Genomic DNA, 17,324 nt, shown 5'->3' on the forward strand with positions numbered 1-17,324 from the left:
TACTACGCCATTTTGGAGCGGGAGAAGAGTCTCGAACTCTCGACCTCAACCTTGGCAAGGTTGCGCTCTACCAACTGAGCTACTCCCGCATTTTTACTACTGTACTGCCCTACTGTTTTCGCTGCCATCCAAAAATTTTTTGGAGCGGGAGAAGAGTCTCGAACTCTCGACCTCAACCTTGGCAAGGTTGCGCTCTACCAACTGAGCTACTCCCGCGTTGCGAAAGACCAGAATTATATATCATCCAGCCAATATGTCAACCGCCCATCTGTTCTCATTGCCAATTACCCCATCTTGTCGGTGGTTTCCTTGATCAGGGGCCAGGCTTTACGCAGGTAATAGAACATGGACCAGACTGTCAGGACGGCGGCAATCAGCAGCAGCCATGAGCCAAAGACTTTGGTGTCTATCATGCCAAACAGCAAGTCGTAATACAGCAGCATGGGGATGGCGACCATTTGCGCCGTGGTCTTGATCTTGCCCAGGTTGCTGACTGCCACGGACTTGGAAGCGCCTATCAGCGCCATCCATTCACGCAAGGCGGAAATGGTGATTTCACGACCGATGATGACGAAGGCAATGACGGCATTGACACGATCAAGCTGCACCAGCACCAGCAAGGCGCCGGCCACCATCAGTTTATCGGCCACCGGGTCCAGGAAAGCACCAAAGGATGAGGTCTGGTTCCAGCGGCGTGCCAGGAAACCGTCAAACCAGTCGGTGACTGCGGCGACGATAAAAACAATGGTCGATGCCAGGCCTTTTTCAAACGGGCTCAACCAGACGTCAGGCAGATAAAAAACACCAACCACCAGCGGTATCAGGGCCACGCGCAACCAGGTCAGCAAAATAGGAAAATTGAAAGGCATGTTTTTTTATCTTTTTTAACCGCTATATACACCAGGGATACATCAAAAACACATCAGGAATGCGTCAGTAAAAAATCAGTAGCGTTCGCTGCAATACAGACCAATGCAGACATATGACGCAATTATATTTCCCTATCGCAGCCTCTTGTAAATTTCTTCTGCCAATTGGCGGGAAATACCGACAACACTGGCCAGGTCTTCGACGCTGGCATCGCTGACACCTTTCAAACCGCCAAAACGCACCAGCAGGCGCTGGCGGCGCTTGGGGCCTATGCCTTCGATTTCTTCCAGTTGCGAAGTCTGCCTGGCCTTGTCGCGTTTGGCGCGCATGCCGGTGATGGCGAAGCGGTGGGCTTCGTCGCGTATCTGGGCGATCAGCATGAGGGCTGCTGATTCCTTGCCCAGTTCTTTTTCTTCGCGCCCGTCAACGAATACCAGGGTTTCCAGGCCGACCTTGCGCCCCTCGCCTTTGGCAACGCCGACGATGAGGCTGATATCAAGACCAAGTTCGACAAATACCTGCCTGGCCATTTCAACCTGGCCCTTGCCACCATCGATCAGCACGATGTCGGGCATGCGGCGTTCATTGGTCTCATCGCCGCCGGTGTCACCACTTGCGACTTTTTCATAACGACGGAACAATACCTGGCGCATGGCGGCATAGTCGTCGCCACCGGTAATGTCCTTGATGTTGAATCTGCGGTATTCGCCATTTTGCATGGCGTGATGATGGAACACCACGCAGGATGCCTGGGTTGCCTCGCCTTGGGTGTGGCTGATATCAAAACATTCGACGCGCAGCTCTTCCAGGTTTTCAATATCAAGCTCCAGCACGGTCGCCAGGGCGCGTGTACGCGCCTGCTGCGAACCTTGCTCGGACAACATGCGCGCCAGGGCCAGTTTCGCGCCCTTGACGGCCATATCCAGCCAGGCGCGGCGCTGCTCTTGCGGCTGGAACGACAGATTGATCCTATGCCCGCATTGCTCCGCCAGGGCCAGCATCAGGTCGGGTGCATCCAGCTCCACATTCATCACCAGGGTATGCGGGATGAACTGGTCAACATAATGCTGCGCCAGAAAGGCGGAGATCACCTCTACTTCGATGTCATTTTCTGCGACGCTGACAGCATCATCCACATGGGTGGGGAAATAGGCACGATCGCCAAGATGCCGCCCGCCCCTGACCATGGCCAGGTTGACACAGGCGCGACCGCCCTCCACCACGACCGCCAGGATATCGATATCGACATCACCCGCTGTTTCCATGCTTTGCTGATGCAAGACCTTGGACAGGGCTGACATCTGGTTGCGCACCAGGGCTGCCTGTTCGAACTTGAGGTCGGTCGCAAAAGCCAGCATTTTCTTTTCCAGGTTTTGCATGACTTCGAGCTGGCGGCCGCGCAAGAAATCGGCAGCATGATTCACATCCTGCTGGTAGTCTTCTGGCGAAATGATGTTCACGCAAGGTGCGCTGCAGCGATTGATCTGGTGTAGCAGACAGGGGCGCGTGCGGTTGGCAAAGACGCTGTCTTCGCAACTGCGCAGCAAGAAGACTCTTTGCAATATCTGCATGGACTCTTTCACCGCCCAGCTTGAGGGGAAAGGGCCAAAGTATTGATGCTTTTTGTCGATGGCCCCGCGGTAATACATCATGCGCGGTGTTTTTTCTGTCGTCAGCTTCAGATAGGGGTATGACTTGTCATCCCTGAACAGGATGTTGTAGCGCGGTTTCAGGGCCTTGATGAGGTTATTCTCAAGGATCAGCGCTTCTGCTTCACTACGGGTGACGGTGGTTTCCAGCCTGGCGATTTTTTCCACCATCATGGCGATGCGTGGGCTGGACAGGTTTTTCAGGAAATAGCTCGACACCCGCTTTTTCAGGTCGCGCGCCTTGCCGACATACAATACCTGGTCCTGACTGTCGAAATAGCGGTAAACGCCAGGCAGGTTGGGCAGTTTGGCAACCAGGTCCAGCACTTGCTGGCGCGCTTCTGAAATAAGGGGCTCGGTCATGATGCGATTATTGTGCAGCGGAAGTCGCTACTGTAGCAGACAAGCTTTCAACGATCACAAAGGCAATGGCATAGTCAGTTTCATCACTGATAGAGATGCGTGCCTGCAAGGAGCGTTCTTGCATCCATTGCTGCAAGGGGCCTGTCAAATAAGCTTCCGGTTGCCCCAGGTCATTGTTCAGGGTTTGCATGGCATGCCAGTTCATGGGGTCGCGCATACCCAGACCGATGGCTTTGGAAAAGGCTTCTTTGGCGGCAAAGCGGGTCGCCAGGTAGCGCAGGCCACGCGCCTCTACCAGGGCTTTGCGTTCGCTATAAATCTTGAATTCTTCTGGCCCCAGGATTTTTTCTGCAAAGCGCTCACCATTGCGCGTCAATGCATCTTGCATGCGCGATATCTGGACGATGTCTGTGCCTATGCCGTAAATCATGTCAGGTAAATGGTTTCAAATAGGTGCCTGCAATCGGGCCTTGACCATCAGGGCTTTCATGTCGCTGACTGCTTTTTGCCAGCCGACAAACAGGGCTTGGGCGACGATGGCATGGCCAATATTGAGTTCAGAAATTTCTGCTATCGCGGCAATGGCGGCAGTGTTGGTGTAATGCAGGCCATGTCCGGCATTGACCTTTAAGCCATGGCGTATGCCTGTAATTGCCCCCACCTGAATACGTTGCAGTTCTTGTGCCTGCAGCAGAGCATCATGTGCTTCTGCGTAGCGGCCTGTGTGCAGTTCGATGACGCCAGCGCCGGTTTCTGCGCTGGCTTGTATCTGCCGTTCGTCAGCATCGATGAACAGCGACACACGTATGTCTGCTGCCTGCAATTGCCTGACAGCGGCTTGCACCTGGGTGAAATAACGAACTACATCAAGACCGCCTTCTGTCGTCACCTCTTCACGTCGCTCTGGCACCAGGCAAACATCATGCGGTTTGATGCGGCAGGCGAAATCGATCATTTCGCTGGTGACTGCTGCTTCCAGGTTCATGCGTGTCAGCAGACGCGGGCGTAACTGCTCGACGTCAGCATCCTTTATATGGCGGCGGTCTTCACGCAGATGCAGGGTAATGCAGTCTGCGCCCGCCTCTTCTGCCAGCAAGGCTGCCTGCAAAGGATCGGGATAGGTGGTGCCACGCGCATTGCGCAAGGTGGCCACATGGTCGATGTTGACACCGAGGTCGATCAATTGGGTTTGCTGATGGATATTCATAGGTTCTGCAGATCGATCAGTATCTGCCGGGTATTCAGGCTGGCGCCATGCAAGTGATGGGCGAGCAAAAAGCGCATCAGGAGTTTGCTTTGCAATTGCGTACTTTGCTCAGTATAGTCGCCCTTGTGCATGGCCAGCAAAGTCTTGCCACTGACTCTTGGTACATTGTCAGCGGGCATGGCTGGCCGCGGGCCTCGCTCCGGGTCCAGCACATAGAACTGTTCAGCCTGCACACGTTCGCGTTGCTGGGTGCAACGCGTCAGGTCACCAAGCAGGCCCGACTCACGCAACAGGGCCAGTTCAAAACGGCGCAGGACGATGGTGGCCGGCTCATCGTGCGCCAGCTGGTTCAGTGTGGAGACATACAGGTCGAACAGGTCGGGATGCGCTTCATCGCGCAGCAAAAACTTGACCAGCAATTCATTCAGGTAAAAGCCGCATAGCAAGGCTGACTTTTCCAGCGGCAGCATGCCCCCTACCCAGTCTGCCGTGGTCAGCGTGCGTATCTCGCCCTTGCCTGTCCAACCCAACTGCAGGGGCTGAAAGGTTTGCAAAACGCTGCGCAATTGCGAATGTGGCCGTTTGGCCCCTTTTGCTACCAGAGCAATGCGTCCATGATCACGCGTCAATACATCGATGATGAGGCTGGTTTCTTTGTAGGGCCAGGAGTGCAGGACAAAGCCTGGTTGCTCCAGAATGCGAATTTCTTTGGCAGCAGGTCTTGCAGGTTTATTGGCGCTTGATTTCACCGGTGCGGCTTTACTGCTGCGCGCGCGCGTCTTTTTGACGGCAACAACATCAGTGACCGCATCAGTCGCTACATTAGCAGCGGCGGCAGGCAGCGCACTTACCTCTGTGCCCAGGTCTTCCGCTGCGGTGACTGCCTGCTCAGTCATGGACAATGTTACTCGTAACCGTAAGCACGCAATCCGGCTTCATTGTCTGCCCAACCAGATTTAACCTTGACCCAGATTTCCAGATAAACCGGGCCACCGAAGAGTTTTTCCATGTCCTGGCGTGATTGCGTTGAGATATCTTTCAAGCGCGCACCCTTGTTACCGATGACCATGGATTTATGACCATCGCGATCAACCAGGATGGCGACGAATACACGACGCAGATTACCTTCCTGCTCAAATTTTTCGATAAGAACGGTACTGGTATACGGCAATTCATCACCGACAAAGCGGAACAGCTTTTCCCTGACGATCTCTGCTGCCAGGAATTTTTCACTGCGGTCAGTGATGTCGTCTTCTGCAAACATTGGCGGATTCAGGGGCAGATACTTCCTGATTTCGCCTTCGAGATTTTCCAACTGAAAACGCAAAGTTGCCGACACAGGCACAATGGCTGCAAAAGGATGGAGCGCTGCCACCTTCTGCGCAAACGGCATCATGACGGCCTTGTCCTTGACACGGTCAGATTTGTTGATAACCAGTATGCATGGTACATTTTTTGGCAGCAGATCAATGACCTGCTGGTCTGCCTGGCCAAAGGTGCCTGCTTCAATAATATAAAGAATGACGTCCGCAGCAGTCAGCGTCGTGGTCACCGTGCGATTGAGCGTGCGGTTCAGTGCATTCGAATGGCGAGTCTGGAAGCCTGGTGTATCAATGTAGACAAACTGGGTGTTGTCCGTGGTCTGGATACCGGTGATGCGATGCCTGGTTGTCTGCGCCTTGCGCGAAGTGATACTGACCTTGGCGCCTATCAGTGCATTCATCAAGGTTGATTTGCCAACATTGGGGCGCCCGACGATGGCGATATAACCGCAGCGGAAATCAGGATTGTCTATTAATTCAGTCATGCAGTGATTCAGGCAGTCTTAGGGTGTGGTGGATCCAGGGCCAGCAGTTCATCTGCGGCAACCGTGTTTGCAGCTGTTGTGCTCGTGGCAGCCGCTGCAGTATTTTTTGTTTTGTCTGGCTTGGGCAGTTCGGCATCGAGCAGGCTCTTCTGCTTGCCTGCGGACGCCTTGGGTTCGGCAGCCGCCTCGCTCTGGACAGTCGCGATGCCGGCCAATTTCAATTGCGATGCACGTGGCTTGGCTTTTTTGGCTGCGGGGGAACGCACCAGCATGGCCTGTGCGGTTTCCAATGCCAGTTTTGCGGCGGCCTGCTCGCCGGCGCGACGGCTGCCACCGGTACCGAATACCTGAATTTCCAGCTTGGGCACCAGGCATTCAATTTCAAATTCCTGGTTATGGGCTGCGCCATGGGTTGCTACCACGTTATATTGTGGCAAAGCGATTTTTTTACTTTGCAAGAATTCCTGCAACAGTGTCTTGGCGTCCTTGCCCAGTGTAGTCGGGTCCACGCTGGCCAACACCGGTGCGTACAGGGCGCGAATGACTTCACGCGCGACGTCAAAGCCGGCATCCAGGAAAATGGCACCAAACAAGGCTTCCAGTGTATCGGCCAATATGGACGGGCGACGGAATCCACCGGATTTCAGTTCACCCTCGCCAAGCCGCAAAAATTGTGACAACTCTATTCTCTGCGCAATTTCATACAGCGACTGTTGTTTGACCAGGTTGGCACGTACACGTGACAAATCACCTTCATCTATATTGGCAAAGCTATCAAACAACAAAGAAGCGACGACACAATTAAGGACAGAATCACCCAGGAACTCCAGGCGTTCATTATGCAAAACACTATGACTACGATGTGTCAGAGCCTGCTGCAACAAAGCGGGGTTGCTGAACTGGTGCCCCAGCCTTTTCTGCAATAGTTGTTGATTCATACGAGTAATTAATCTGCCTTCGCAGCTTTTTGAACAACCACGCCATTTTTTGCAGTTGTACCGGAATATTCCATCAAGATACTGGCCGGACCGACCAGGGGGATTTTTTTCGAATAAGAGAAATTCAAATCAAAACCACCATCGTTATTCTTGACGATAACCAGATCCTTGCCGGTCACTGCATCAAAATAACCAACTTCCCTTTGCTTATCAAAGGCAATCTGTATTTCTCTTGGCGTAGAGCCAGCGTTCTTGGAGCTATTCATTGCCTTGGTGATTGAATTATATTCAATCACGGTTGGCACAACTTTCATTGCTACCATGGCGAGCACGATGATCACGGCAAGAGACAGGATCAAGCCTGTCAGGGTGATACCTTTTTGCTTATGCAAGGAAGAGTATTGAATTTTTGACATACGTTTTAAGTCCCTGATAAAGATTAAGGTTTAGTGAAAACTACCAATACGCTTAATGTTGCCCAAATTCATCCAGATAAAAAATGCCTTACCAACAATATTTTCATCCGGGACAAAACCCCAGTAGCGACTGTCCAGGCTATTGTCACGGTTGTCACCCATCATGAAATAACTGCCTTCCGGTACGGTACAAGTGAAACCATCATTTTCATAGCTACACAAATCACGTCCTTTGAAATTGTGCGGGCCATCAACATAGGGCGGCCTTTGCTCATCATTCAAAATATTATGTGTCACACCGACCAGATTTTCTTGATACTGCTTGGAATAGCTGAGTCTTTCCTCATCCAGGAAGTCTGGCAGGTTCGCATACGAAAGTGCATTACCATTCACCGATAAGCGCTTGTTTTTATACACGATTTTATCACCAGGTACACCGACCACACGTTTAATATAGTCCACAGAAGGGTCTTCCGGGTATTTAAATACCATAACATCGCCTCTTTGAGGATTATTCAGCGATATCACTTTCTTATTGATGACCGGCAAGCGTATGCCATAAGTAAATTTATTTACCAGTATCAAATCACCAACAAACAATGTTGGCAACATGGAACTGGAAGGTATCTTGAACGGCTCAAACAAGAAAGAACGCAAGAAAAACACCAGGGCGATCACAGGAAAAAAGCTGCCGGAATACTCTATCCAGACTGGCTGCCTGAGCATTTTGGCTTCAAGTTCCTGGCGTCCGCCCTCTTCCAGGCGTATGCCTTCGGCAGTCAGGCGTGCTTTACGGGCATCATATTCTGCCAGGGCTTTGTCTGCATTCTGGCGGCGCTGCTTGGCAAAGACAAATACATCAATAAACCAGATAACACCGGTAACGATAGTCAGGACAAACAGGATCAAGGCAAAATTGCCTAAAATTTGTTGAAAACTCATTTTTCATCCACTTGTAAAATCGCCAAAAACGCTTCTTGCGGGATCTCTACCGAACCCACCTGCTTCATACGTTTCTTACCTGCCTTTTGTTTTTCCAGCAATTTACGCTTACGGCTGATATCGCCGCCATAACATTTGGCCAGAACGTTTTTACGCAAGGCTTTGACGTTTTCGCGCGAGATGATGTTGGAACCGATGGCAGCCTGAATTGCCACATCAAACATTTGACGCGGGATCAGTTCACGCATTTTGGCGGCGACGGCGCGACCACGGAACTGGCTGTTGGCGCGGTGCACAATAATCGCCAGGGCATCAACTTTTTCGCTGTTGATCAACATGTCGACCTTGACGACGTCAGCGGCGCGGTTTTCCTTGAATTCATAATCCATGGAGGCATAGCCGCGCGACGTCGACTTCAGACGATCAAAGAAGTCGAGCACGATCTCTGCCATCGGCATTTCATAGGTCAGTTTGACCTGGCGTCCATGATAGTTCATGTCCATCTGCACACCACGCTTCTGGGTGCACAGGGTAATCACAGAACCGACATATTCTTGCGGCATATAGAGATTGACAGTGACAATAGGCTCGCGGATTTCTTCGATTTTTGAAGGCTCGGGCATCTTGGATGGATTATCAACCATCAGGATGGTGCCATCAGCCATCACCACCTCATACACTACGGTTGGCGCTGTGGTGATCAGGTCCATGTCGAATTCGCGCTCCAGGCGCTCCTGCACGATTTCCATGTGCAGCAAACCCAGGAAGCCGCAACGGAAACCGAAACCCAGCGCCTGTGACACTTCAGGCTCATACATCAGGGCGGCATCATTGAGCTTGAGTTTTTCCAGGGAGTCACGCAAGGCATCGTATTGATTTGCCTCAACCGGAAAGAGACCGGCAAATACCTGCGGCTGCACCTCTTTAAACCCCGGCAAGGGTGCCGCAGCAGGTTTGTTGGCGACAGTAATCGTGTCACCGACTTTGGCTGCCTTGAGCTCTTTGATGCCAGCAATAACAAAACCCACCTGGCCAGCAGACAATTCTTCACGACTCAGGGATTTGGGTGTGAACACACCAACACTTTCGACCAGATGCTGCGCCCCGGTTGCCATGAAAAGTATCTTGTCCTTTGGACGCAAAGTACCATTCATGATACGCACCAGCATGACAACACCGACATAATTATCGAACCATGAGTCGACAATCAGCGCTTGCAGGGGAGCAGTCGGGTCGCCTTTTGGCGGCGGAACTTTGGTTATCAGGGATTCCAGCACATCCTGCACGCCGAGACCGGTTTTTGCTGAGCAATGAACGGCGTCCGAGGCATCAATACCGATGACTTCTTCGATTTCTGAACAGGCGTTCTCAGGATCAGCAGATGGCAGGTCAATCTTGTTCAGGACAGGTACAACTTCGACGCCCAATTCTATCGCCGTATAGCAATTGGCAACTGTTTGTGCTTCTACGCCCTGCGAGGCATCCACGACCAGCAATGCGCCTTCACAGGCTGACAGGGAGCGACTGACTTCATAGCTGAAATCGACGTGACCCGGAGTATCGATCAGATTCAGATTATATACCTGACCATCACGTGCCTTGTAGTGTAAGGCAGCTGTCTGCGCCTTGATGGTAATACCGCGCTCACGTTCAATGTCCATGGAATCGAGGACTTGCGCTTCCATTTCACGGTCGGAAAGCCCGCCGCAGAGTTGAATGATGCGGTCTGCGAGTGTGGATTTGCCGTGATCAATATGGGCAATAATCGAAAAATTGCGGATGTTATTCATTGAAATTACGAAAGAAACAAAGGTGAAGCGATACCGGCTATAAAAAAAGCGCTCTGGACTGGGCAAGTATCCCCAGGCGAGCGCCTTCAGTTTGGGTTTTGCAAAACGTCATTTTACCGGATTTCACCCCGGAAAGCCGAGAAATCGTCAGTATGATGCAAGTTAGACACTACAAAAAAGATAAGAAAGCCAGGGTGTCAATCAATTCCTTTTGTGGTAATTGCCATTTATCTTCATAGTCAATCCTGGCTAGGTACAAGCCGTCAGGACTGAAGGTCGGGGCCGCCACCTCACGATTGCGACTGTCCAGCACCTCTTTCATCCATATCGGCTCTCTTTTGCCAGTACCGACAAAAATCAGCGAGCCGACGATATTCCTGACCATATGATGCAAGAATGCGCTGGCACGTAATGTGAAAATGATCATTTCGCCCTGACGTTTTATCTGGATACTGTACATATGCTTCACCGGGGTCTTGGCCTGGCAGCCAGACGCGCGAAAAGCAGAAAAGTCATGCTCACCAAGCAAATACGCAGCTCCAGCTTGCATTTGCTCAACATCCAGCGGTCGAAACACCCAACCAGCACGCCCGAGCCACATGGGTGACCGTATCTTGCAATTATGCAAAATGTAATGGTATGTACGTGCCCTTGCACTAAAACGTGCATGAAAATTATCCTGAGACTCCGGATCCAGAGGTAATTCTCTGGCCCACTGAACTGCGACCGAACCAGGCAAGAAAGCATTTACCCCATTCACCCAAGAGTAGGGGGTGCGATCAAGTTCAGTATCAAAATGCACCACTTGCTCTATGCCATGGACACCAGCATCAGTACGGCCGGCACAAGTCGTTTTAATCTCCGTATTGGTAAATTGCTGCAGTCCCCGCTCCAGCGCGTCCTGCACAGTATTCCCCGAAGGCTGCGTCTGCCAGCCCTGCCAGGGACCGCCATCATATTGCACACCTAAAACTAGTCGCTTCACCACAATTCCATATCTCAAAAAACAAAACGGGCGTCAGCATTTGCTGCGCCCGTCATGATTACATCTCCCAACATCAGGCCATTTGCAGCATCATCGATTTGGCTCTTTCGATTTGCTCCGCCGTGCCGCCCTTCAATACTTCGTCGAGCAACTCGCGCGCACCTTCCTTATCGCCGATTTCGTGATAGGCGACTGCGAGATCAAGCTTGGTAGCCATCTCGGCATTATGGGCAGGAGCTTCCGGTTCTGCCACCTCAACGTGCGGCGCTGCAGACGGTGACGACGGCGATTCCAGGTCAAGATCAATACCCGACAGATCAAACTCGAAAGCAGAAACAGCTTCGGCCTGCGCTTCAGATGCAGCAGCCTCTGACGTCGTGTCTGCTACCGGCTTATCAGCCAGCGATGCAGCAATCAAGTTTTCATCAAGTTTGTCATCGATTGGCGGCATATCAAGTGACAATGGTTCTGCTGCAGGGACATCCGTAGAGAAGTCCATACCACCAAGATCCAGTTCAAATTTGTCAGCCTCTGCCTCGGTGGCAGGTGGCTCAGCCACCGGTGCTGGTGCAGCCTCTGCCTCTTTGGCGCCAAAGTCGAAATCGATTGTACCAAAATCAACCTCTGGTATTGCAGCCACCTCTTCAGCCGGGGCTGCCTTGGCGACCGACTCAGGTATGGTTGGCACTTCCGGCTCAGCACCGCCAGAGATGTCCAAATCAAAATCAAGCGCTCCTTCATCCAGCGCAGGCTCCTGGGCCTTAGCCGCACCACCGTCACGCTGGGCAGTATCAATGATACTGATTGCTTCCAGCATGTCCTGAGACAGGGAATTGGCCAGCAAGGCTTCAGGATCAAGGTCTTCCAGTGGCTGGGTACCAGAACCCATGGCCGAACCAGCTGCCGCCTCGGCCTTTGCTTTACCACCAGCATACAAAGGATTGCCCGGCTCCAGGACGATACCCATGGACGCAGCTTGTGCCCAGTCATCACCTTCACCGCTGGTCATGCCATACAACTCGCTGGCCAGACGCTCAAAGGTTTTGGCGTCTTTACGCGCAAAATAAATCTCCAGCAACTTGACCCTGACTGCATGACGGTCTGGCTGGGTGCGCAGTGCTTCTTTCAGGATTTCTTCTGCCTGGGAATCACGCCCATAGGCGATATACACATCAGCCTCGGCAACCGGATCAACTTCATTGGCATCAAGCTGACTGGCTGACGGCGCAAAATTCGAGTTGAATACGCTGTTATTGGTATCCACACTTTGACCGCCGGTAGAACCAAACATGGAGTTGGCCTTCATGCTGGAACCGGTCAGGATACTGTCTTCAAACTGCTGCAATTTCTTTTTGCGCTGACTAGTCCAGATACCTACACCACCCAGGATAGCAAGAATGGCGACGCCACCCGGCAACAGGTAGTCAGAGATGCTATCAAAGAAGCTGGGTTCTGGCGGTGGCGGAGGTGGTGGAGCAACAATTTTGCGCTTGGCCGGTTTAGGTGTTGTCACTGAGGCTGCAGAAGCAGCAACAGCTGGCACACTGGTCGGCGCATTTGCCTGAACAGCAGCCGGTGCCGATGCCGGCACAGAAGCAGCGGCTGTCGATGCTGGTGCAGGTGCACTTGCCATAGCAGAAACTGGTTTGGAAGCGGCGCTGGCTGCAACAGGTGCTGGTGGCGGTGTCACCACTGGCACACTGGCGGCAGCGGAAGCACTGGCTTTTGCATCAGCACGTGGCTTGGTCAGTTCAGCCTGTTTGGCTGCCATTTCCTTGTTCTTGATTTCCAGTTTCTGCAATTCCAGCAATTTCTGCAGTTCGCTGACATTTTTTTCAAGCTCTTTTACGCGGGCATTTGATTCCTGTGCAGCTTTTTCCTTTGCCAGTTTATCTTCGGCGGAAGCCCCCTTACCATTTGTGCCCGCAGGGTTGGCCCTGGACAATTTCAGCTTGTCAGGCGAATCTGTCGTTGCATTCGGCAGTTCATTGACTTTAGTGGTGATCTTGCTGCTACCGTGCTTGCCACTCGGCGCTTTTTCAGCAGGCGCATCAGCGACCTGAGTTGCCAGTTTGTTACGATAGGCATTGAAATCTGCAGCATGAGCAACTACAACGGCATGCGCTTCATTAGCACTGCCAGTTGTGGAGCGCACTGAATCCGCATCCGGAATAGTCAGAATCTGACCAGAGCGCAGGCGGTTCATATTGTTACCGACAAAGGCCTGCGGATTTGCACGGTACAGGCTGACCAGCATTTGATCCAGGGAAACACCCTCAGCGCGGTGACTACCGGCAATCTTGCTCAGGGTGTCGCCTGCCCTGATTTGATATTCACCGGCAGATTTGATGTCTTTACTGACATCAGGACTTTTTGTTGCCGTCTTATTATTGGCGGCTCCCTGCGAGGCAGGAACATTGCTTGAACGGCCACTCTGTGATGTTGCATTATTTTGTGGCTGATTAGCAACAGCATTAGGATTACTTACTTGCGGAGATTGACTGTTTCGCAATTCTGCTGGGTCCAGCAAGAAGGTGTATTCACGCAACAACTTGCCATTCGACGAATTCATTTCCAGCAACATATCAACGAAAGGTTCGTTCATTGGTTGCGCAGAAGTGATACGGATGACGTAGTTGGAGCCACGTTGTTCTATTGCAAAACGCAGTGACAATAATGCTGCATTAAAGTCTATGTTGGCTTGCTTAAAAGCCTCCTGAGATGCCAGTTTGGGTACCAGCGAATCTATTTCTTCCTTGGCAGGAGACGTTAATTCTACCTCTGCACGAAGCGGCTGCCCCAGTGCAGAGAGCACGGTAAGCTTACCCAATCCGGTAGCATGAGCACCAGACATGATTAACAAGGACGACGCTACAGCAGCACCTAACGCCTTGCGTCCCAGGGAAATCACAGACGATTTTTTTTGATTATGCATTTTGTCAGACATATTGGGAATTTTGGGCGAACAAAGTCCGCTGATTGACGCTTTACATATTGCTTAGCGACGCGTCCTAATGTTTCACATTAACATTACAAACATTGCCCCGCAAGCTTAACGCGATTTATCACAGTGGTAAATACATTAAGAACCTTGAAGTGCAAGGATATCGCATAAATGTTGTTGCCAAATGACAAGTGAAAAAATTATCGCCAAAACCCCAATTGTTTATTTATTAAAATTAATCCCGAAAATCCGGTAGCAAACTAATCAGATTTTCATGGGGTTTCAAAAACAACAAGGGGGCGTTATACGCCCCCCTATATTCTACAACATCTTTTAACAATTACTTTAAAACATCAGGCCTCGATTAAATTTCAATCGATCAAGATGCGCAACATACGGCGCAGTGGTTCTGCAGCTCCCCACAATAACTGGTCGCCAACGGTAAATGCTCCCACATATTCAGGGCCCATTGCCAATTTACGTATGCGACCGACCGGGATTGTCATGGTCCCAGTGACAGCAACAGGCGTCAGGTCACGGATACTTGCTTCACGCGTGTTCGGCACAACTTTCACCCATTCATTGTCAGCAGCGATCATGGCTTCGATGTCTGCCAGTGGCACGTCTTTTTTCAGTTTGAATGTCAAAGCCTGGCTGTGGCAACGCATGGCGCCGATACGTACGCAGAAACCGTCGACCGGCACAGCTGCTGTACCAAAACCGGCACCCTGCCCCAGTATCTTGTTGGTTTCGGCCATGCCTTTCCATTCTTCCTTGGACATGCCGTCACCGAGATCCTTATCTATCCAGGGGATCAGGGAACCACCGAGCGGCACACCAAAATTGGCAGTTTCATCAGCAGTCAGGGAGCGCTGCTTGGCAATCACCTTGCGATCGATTTCGAGAATCGCGCTTTTCGGATCATCCAGCAAATCACGCACTTCTGCGTTCAAGGCGCCATATTGTGTCAGCAATTCACGCATATGCTGGGCACCACCGCCAGAAGCTGCCTGATAAGTCTGGGTGCTCATCCATTCCACCAGGCCAGCCTTGTACAGAGCACCAACACCCATCAGCATGCAGCTGACCGTGCAGTTACCGCCGATCCAGTCTTTTTGGCCATTAGCCAGCGCTTGTTTGATCACGGGCAGATTCACCGGATCAAGAACGATCACCGCATTGTCATTCATGCGCAGGCTGGACGCAGCATCAATCCAGTGACCATTCCAGCCTGCTGCACGCAGTTTAGGGTAAATGTCATTGGTATAGTCACCACCTTGGCAGGTAATAATAATTTCGCACTTCTTGAGCGCATCAATATTATTTGCGTCTTGCAAGGTCTTTTCATTCTTTGCCATTGCAGGGGCTGCACCACCTGTATTGGACGTTGAAAAGAACACGGGTTCAATATGATCAAAATCACCTTCTTCCTGCATGCGTTGCATCAGGACAGAACCCACCATACCGCGCCAACCAACCAGACCTACCAGTTTCATCATTTTTCCCTAAAATTCTGCAGGACGTCCCTGCCTATCACCAACAAATTCAACTTAATGCATTCACCACTGCCTGCCCCATTTCGCCGGTTCCTACCTTGGTGGTGCCTTCCTCGTAAATATCTGCGGTACGCAGACCCTGGGCCAGCACTTTTTTAACCGCATTTTCAATACGATCCGCCTGTTCGGCTTTATTCAATGAATAGCGCAGCATCATGGCTGCCGACAAAATGGTCGCCAGAGGATTAGCCAGGTTTTTGCCTGCGATATCCGGTGCCGAACCATGTGATGGCTCATACAGACCTTTGTTGTTGGCATCCAGTGAAGCTGAAGGCAGCATGCCTATCGAGCCGGTCAACATGGAGGCCTGGTCCGATAAGATGTCACCAAACATATTGCCAGTCACGATAACGTCGAAACGCTTCGGTGCACGCACCAGTTGCATCGCCGCATTGTCAACATACATGTGGTCAAGCGCCACATCCGGGTATTCTTTATGCACGTCAGTGACGATATCTTTCCAGAACTGGAAAGTTTCGAGCACGTTGGCCTTGTCAACACTGGTCAGGCGCTTGCTGCGCTTTTGTGCAGACTGAAAAGCCACATGTGCGATGCGACGGATTTCTGATTCGGCATAACGCATGGTGTCAAAGCCTTCACGTTCGCCTTTGAACGGGCCATCGGGACATTCACGCACACCACGTGGCTGACCAAAATAAATATCGCCAGTCAGTTCACGGATGATCAGGATATCCAGGCCAGAAACCACTTCGGGCTTTAGCGTCGATGCGCCAGCCAGTTCCGGATACAAGATTGCCGGACGCAGGTTGGCAAACAGCTTCAGGTTTTTTCGCAGACCCAGAATCGCCTGCTCAGGTCGCAAAGGGCGATCCAGCGTGTCATATTTCCAGTCACCGACAGCGCCGAATAACACGGCATCGGCTTCCAGTGCCAGCTTCAGGGTTGCCTCTGGCAATGGATGGCCCGATGCCTCGTAACCTGCACCACCTACCGGCGCTGTCTCCATCTCAAAGGACTCGCCCAGTACATTCAATACCTTGACTGCCTGCTCAACGATTTCCGGGCCGATACCATCGCCCGGCAAAATAGCAATTTTCATATTCTTTAAAGACTCAATTAGATAGTATTTGCCAACCAGGGCTGAGCAGCGATATGGCGCTCTTCAAAGGCGCGAATTTTGTCGGCCTGGCGCAAGGTCAGGCCAATATCATCCAGACCATTGATCAGACAGTATTTGCGGAATGCATCAATCTCGAAAGGATAGCTGACACTGCCCTGATTACTGACGACGACCTGTCGCTCCAGGTCCACCACCAGCCTATATCCCGGGAAAGCCTTCACCTCATTGAACAAAGTATCAACCTGCACTTCTGTCAAAACGATGGGCAGCATGCCGTTTTTATAGCAGTTATTGAAGAATATATCAGCAAAACTTGGCGCGATAACGGCACGAAAACCATATTGCTCCAACGCCCAGGGAGCGTGCTCGCGTGAGGAACCACAGCCGAAATTCTTGCGCGCCAGCAAAATCGATGCACCTTGATAACGCGCCTGGTTAAGGACAAAATCCGGATTCAATGGGCGCTTGCTGTTATCCATGCCAGGCTCGCCATGATCGAGATAGCGCCATTCATCAAACAGATTGGGACCAAAACCGCTGCGTTTGATCGACTTCAAAAACTGCTTGGGGATGATGGCATCGGTATCAACATTGGCCCTGTCCATGGGCGCAACCAAACCATCAAGTAAAGTAAATTTTTCCATATCGATACTTATTTTTTGCCTGCATTCTCGACTGCTTCGCCAGCCTTTTTAACGTCCTTGCCAAGGCCTTGAACTGTGTTGCAGCCTGCCAGGATGAAAGCGCAAATCGCCAGTGCAAATATTTTTTTCATG

Annotated in this window: 16 protein-coding genes and 2 tRNA genes; all 18 read right to left on the bottom strand. The window is 51.5% G+C overall.

Annotated elements, in window-relative coordinates; genetic code table 11:
- Positions 1-13: 13 nt before the first annotated feature.
- Positions 14-89, bottom strand: a tRNA-Gly gene (locus LZ463_RS08065).
- A gap of 51 nt (positions 90-140) precedes the next feature.
- A tRNA-Gly gene (locus tag LZ463_RS08070) sits at positions 141-216 on the bottom strand.
- A gap of 68 nt (positions 217-284) precedes the next feature.
- On the bottom strand, positions 285-869 hold the full coding sequence (gene pgsA / locus LZ463_RS08075) for a CDP-diacylglycerol--glycerol-3-phosphate 3-phosphatidyltransferase (protein ID WP_241455092.1): 585 nt from the start codon (positions 867-869) through the stop codon (positions 285-287).
- A gap of 132 nt (positions 870-1,001) precedes the next feature.
- Positions 1,002-2,882: an excinuclease ABC subunit UvrC gene (uvrC, locus tag LZ463_RS08080; protein WP_241455093.1), complete on the bottom strand. Its 1,881-nt coding sequence runs from the start codon at positions 2,880-2,882 to the stop codon at positions 1,002-1,004.
- A 7-nt stretch (positions 2,883-2,889) separates the two neighbouring features.
- Entirely contained in the window at positions 2,890-3,312 is a 423-nt protein-coding gene (gene acpS, locus LZ463_RS08085) for a holo-ACP synthase (protein WP_241455094.1), read from the bottom strand.
- Between the two features lie 15 nt (positions 3,313-3,327).
- Positions 3,328-4,089, bottom strand: coding sequence for a pyridoxine 5'-phosphate synthase (gene pdxJ / locus LZ463_RS08090; protein WP_241455095.1), 762 nt, complete (start codon positions 4,087-4,089; stop codon positions 3,328-3,330).
- Positions 4,086-4,985, bottom strand: coding sequence for a DNA repair protein RecO (gene recO, locus LZ463_RS08095; RefSeq protein ID WP_241455096.1), 900 nt, complete (start codon positions 4,983-4,985; stop codon positions 4,086-4,088). The genes pdxJ and recO overlap by 4 nt, the downstream gene beginning before the upstream one ends.
- Before the next feature lie 8 nt (positions 4,986-4,993).
- Positions 4,994-5,896 carry a GTPase Era gene (gene era / locus LZ463_RS08100; protein ID WP_241455097.1) on the bottom strand — a complete coding sequence of 301 codons (903 nt, stop codon included), beginning with the start codon at positions 5,894-5,896 and terminating at the stop codon, positions 4,994-4,996.
- Between the two features lie 8 nt (positions 5,897-5,904).
- Positions 5,905-6,834 (bottom strand): ribonuclease III, encoded by a 930-nt coding sequence (gene rnc, locus LZ463_RS08105; RefSeq protein WP_241455098.1) that lies wholly within the window; start codon positions 6,832-6,834, stop codon positions 5,905-5,907.
- A gap of 8 nt (positions 6,835-6,842) precedes the next feature.
- Entirely contained in the window at positions 6,843-7,250 is a 408-nt protein-coding gene (locus LZ463_RS08110) for a DUF4845 domain-containing protein (protein WP_241455099.1), read from the bottom strand.
- Between the two features lie 30 nt (positions 7,251-7,280).
- The gene (lepB, locus tag LZ463_RS08115; RefSeq protein WP_241455100.1) at positions 7,281-8,192 is read right to left on the bottom strand and encodes a signal peptidase I; all 912 of its coding nucleotides are present in this window, start codon (positions 8,190-8,192) and stop codon (positions 7,281-7,283) included.
- A complete protein-coding gene (gene lepA / locus LZ463_RS08120) occupies positions 8,189-9,982 on the bottom strand; it encodes a translation elongation factor 4 (protein ID WP_241455101.1) in 1,794 nt (597 codons plus the stop codon). Before lepA ends, lepB begins: the two co-directional genes overlap by 4 nt.
- Before the next feature lie 169 nt (positions 9,983-10,151).
- Positions 10,152-10,967, bottom strand: coding sequence for a tRNA pseudouridine(38-40) synthase TruA (truA, locus tag LZ463_RS08125; RefSeq protein ID WP_241455169.1), 816 nt, complete (start codon positions 10,965-10,967; stop codon positions 10,152-10,154).
- A 73-nt stretch (positions 10,968-11,040) separates the two neighbouring features.
- Positions 11,041-13,902: a motility hub landmark protein FimV gene (locus LZ463_RS08130; RefSeq protein WP_241455102.1), complete on the bottom strand. Its 2,862-nt coding sequence runs from the start codon at positions 13,900-13,902 to the stop codon at positions 11,041-11,043.
- Positions 13,903-14,282: 380 nt separating this feature from the next.
- Positions 14,283-15,410 (bottom strand): aspartate-semialdehyde dehydrogenase, encoded by a 1,128-nt coding sequence (gene asd, locus LZ463_RS08135; protein ID WP_241455103.1) that lies wholly within the window; start codon positions 15,408-15,410, stop codon positions 14,283-14,285.
- A 46-nt stretch (positions 15,411-15,456) separates the two neighbouring features.
- On the bottom strand, positions 15,457-16,527 hold the full coding sequence (gene leuB, locus LZ463_RS08140) for a 3-isopropylmalate dehydrogenase (protein WP_241455104.1): 1,071 nt from the start codon (positions 16,525-16,527) through the stop codon (positions 15,457-15,459).
- A gap of 17 nt (positions 16,528-16,544) precedes the next feature.
- Complete coding sequence (leuD, locus tag LZ463_RS08145) at positions 16,545-17,192, bottom strand: 3-isopropylmalate dehydratase small subunit (protein WP_241455105.1); 648 nt, start codon at positions 17,190-17,192, stop codon at positions 16,545-16,547.
- An 8-nt stretch (positions 17,193-17,200) separates the two neighbouring features.
- Positions 17,201-17,323 carry an entericidin A/B family lipoprotein gene (locus LZ463_RS08150; protein WP_241455106.1) on the bottom strand — a complete coding sequence of 41 codons (123 nt, stop codon included), beginning with the start codon at positions 17,321-17,323 and terminating at the stop codon, positions 17,201-17,203.
- Position 17,324 lies beyond the last annotated feature (1 nt).

The sequence above is a fragment of the Undibacterium paludis genome (assembly GCF_022568815.1).
Lineage (GTDB): Bacteria > Pseudomonadota > Gammaproteobacteria > Burkholderiales > Burkholderiaceae_D > Undibacterium.

Coding starts and splice junctions, on each gene's coding strand:
- rnc (WP_241455098.1), bottom strand. CDS start 6,834: ATGAATCAACAACTATTGCAGAAAAGGCTGGGGCACCAGTTCAGCAAC.
- LZ463_RS08130 (WP_241455102.1), bottom strand. CDS start 13,902: ATGCATAATCAAAAAAAATCGTCTGTGATTTCCCTGGGACGCAAGGCG.
- pgsA (WP_241455092.1), bottom strand. CDS start 869: ATGCCTTTCAATTTTCCTATTTTGCTGACCTGGTTGCGCGTGGCCCTG.
- lepA (WP_241455101.1), bottom strand. CDS start 9,982: ATGAATAACATCCGCAATTTTTCGATTATTGCCCATATTGATCACGGC.
- pdxJ (WP_241455095.1), bottom strand. CDS start 4,089: ATGAATATCCATCAGCAAACCCAATTGATCGACCTCGGTGTCAACATC.
- leuD (WP_241455105.1), bottom strand. CDS start 17,192: ATGGAAAAATTTACTTTACTTGATGGTTTGGTTGCGCCCATGGACAGG.
- recO (WP_241455096.1), bottom strand. CDS start 4,985: ATGACTGAGCAGGCAGTCACCGCAGCGGAAGACCTGGGCACAGAGGTA.
- acpS (WP_241455094.1), bottom strand. CDS start 3,312: ATGATTTACGGCATAGGCACAGACATCGTCCAGATATCGCGCATGCAA.
- lepB (WP_241455100.1), bottom strand. CDS start 8,192: ATGAGTTTTCAACAAATTTTAGGCAATTTTGCCTTGATCCTGTTTGTC.
- era (WP_241455097.1), bottom strand. CDS start 5,896: ATGACTGAATTAATAGACAATCCTGATTTCCGCTGCGGTTATATCGCC.
- asd (WP_241455103.1), bottom strand. CDS start 15,410: ATGATGAAACTGGTAGGTCTGGTTGGTTGGCGCGGTATGGTGGGTTCT.
- LZ463_RS08110 (WP_241455099.1), bottom strand. CDS start 7,250: ATGTCAAAAATTCAATACTCTTCCTTGCATAAGCAAAAAGGTATCACC.
- LZ463_RS08150 (WP_241455106.1), bottom strand. CDS start 17,323: ATGAAAAAAATATTTGCACTGGCGATTTGCGCTTTCATCCTGGCAGGC.
- uvrC (WP_241455093.1), bottom strand. CDS start 2,882: ATGACCGAGCCCCTTATTTCAGAAGCGCGCCAGCAAGTGCTGGACCTG.
- leuB (WP_241455104.1), bottom strand. CDS start 16,527: ATGAAAATTGCTATTTTGCCGGGCGATGGTATCGGCCCGGAAATCGTT.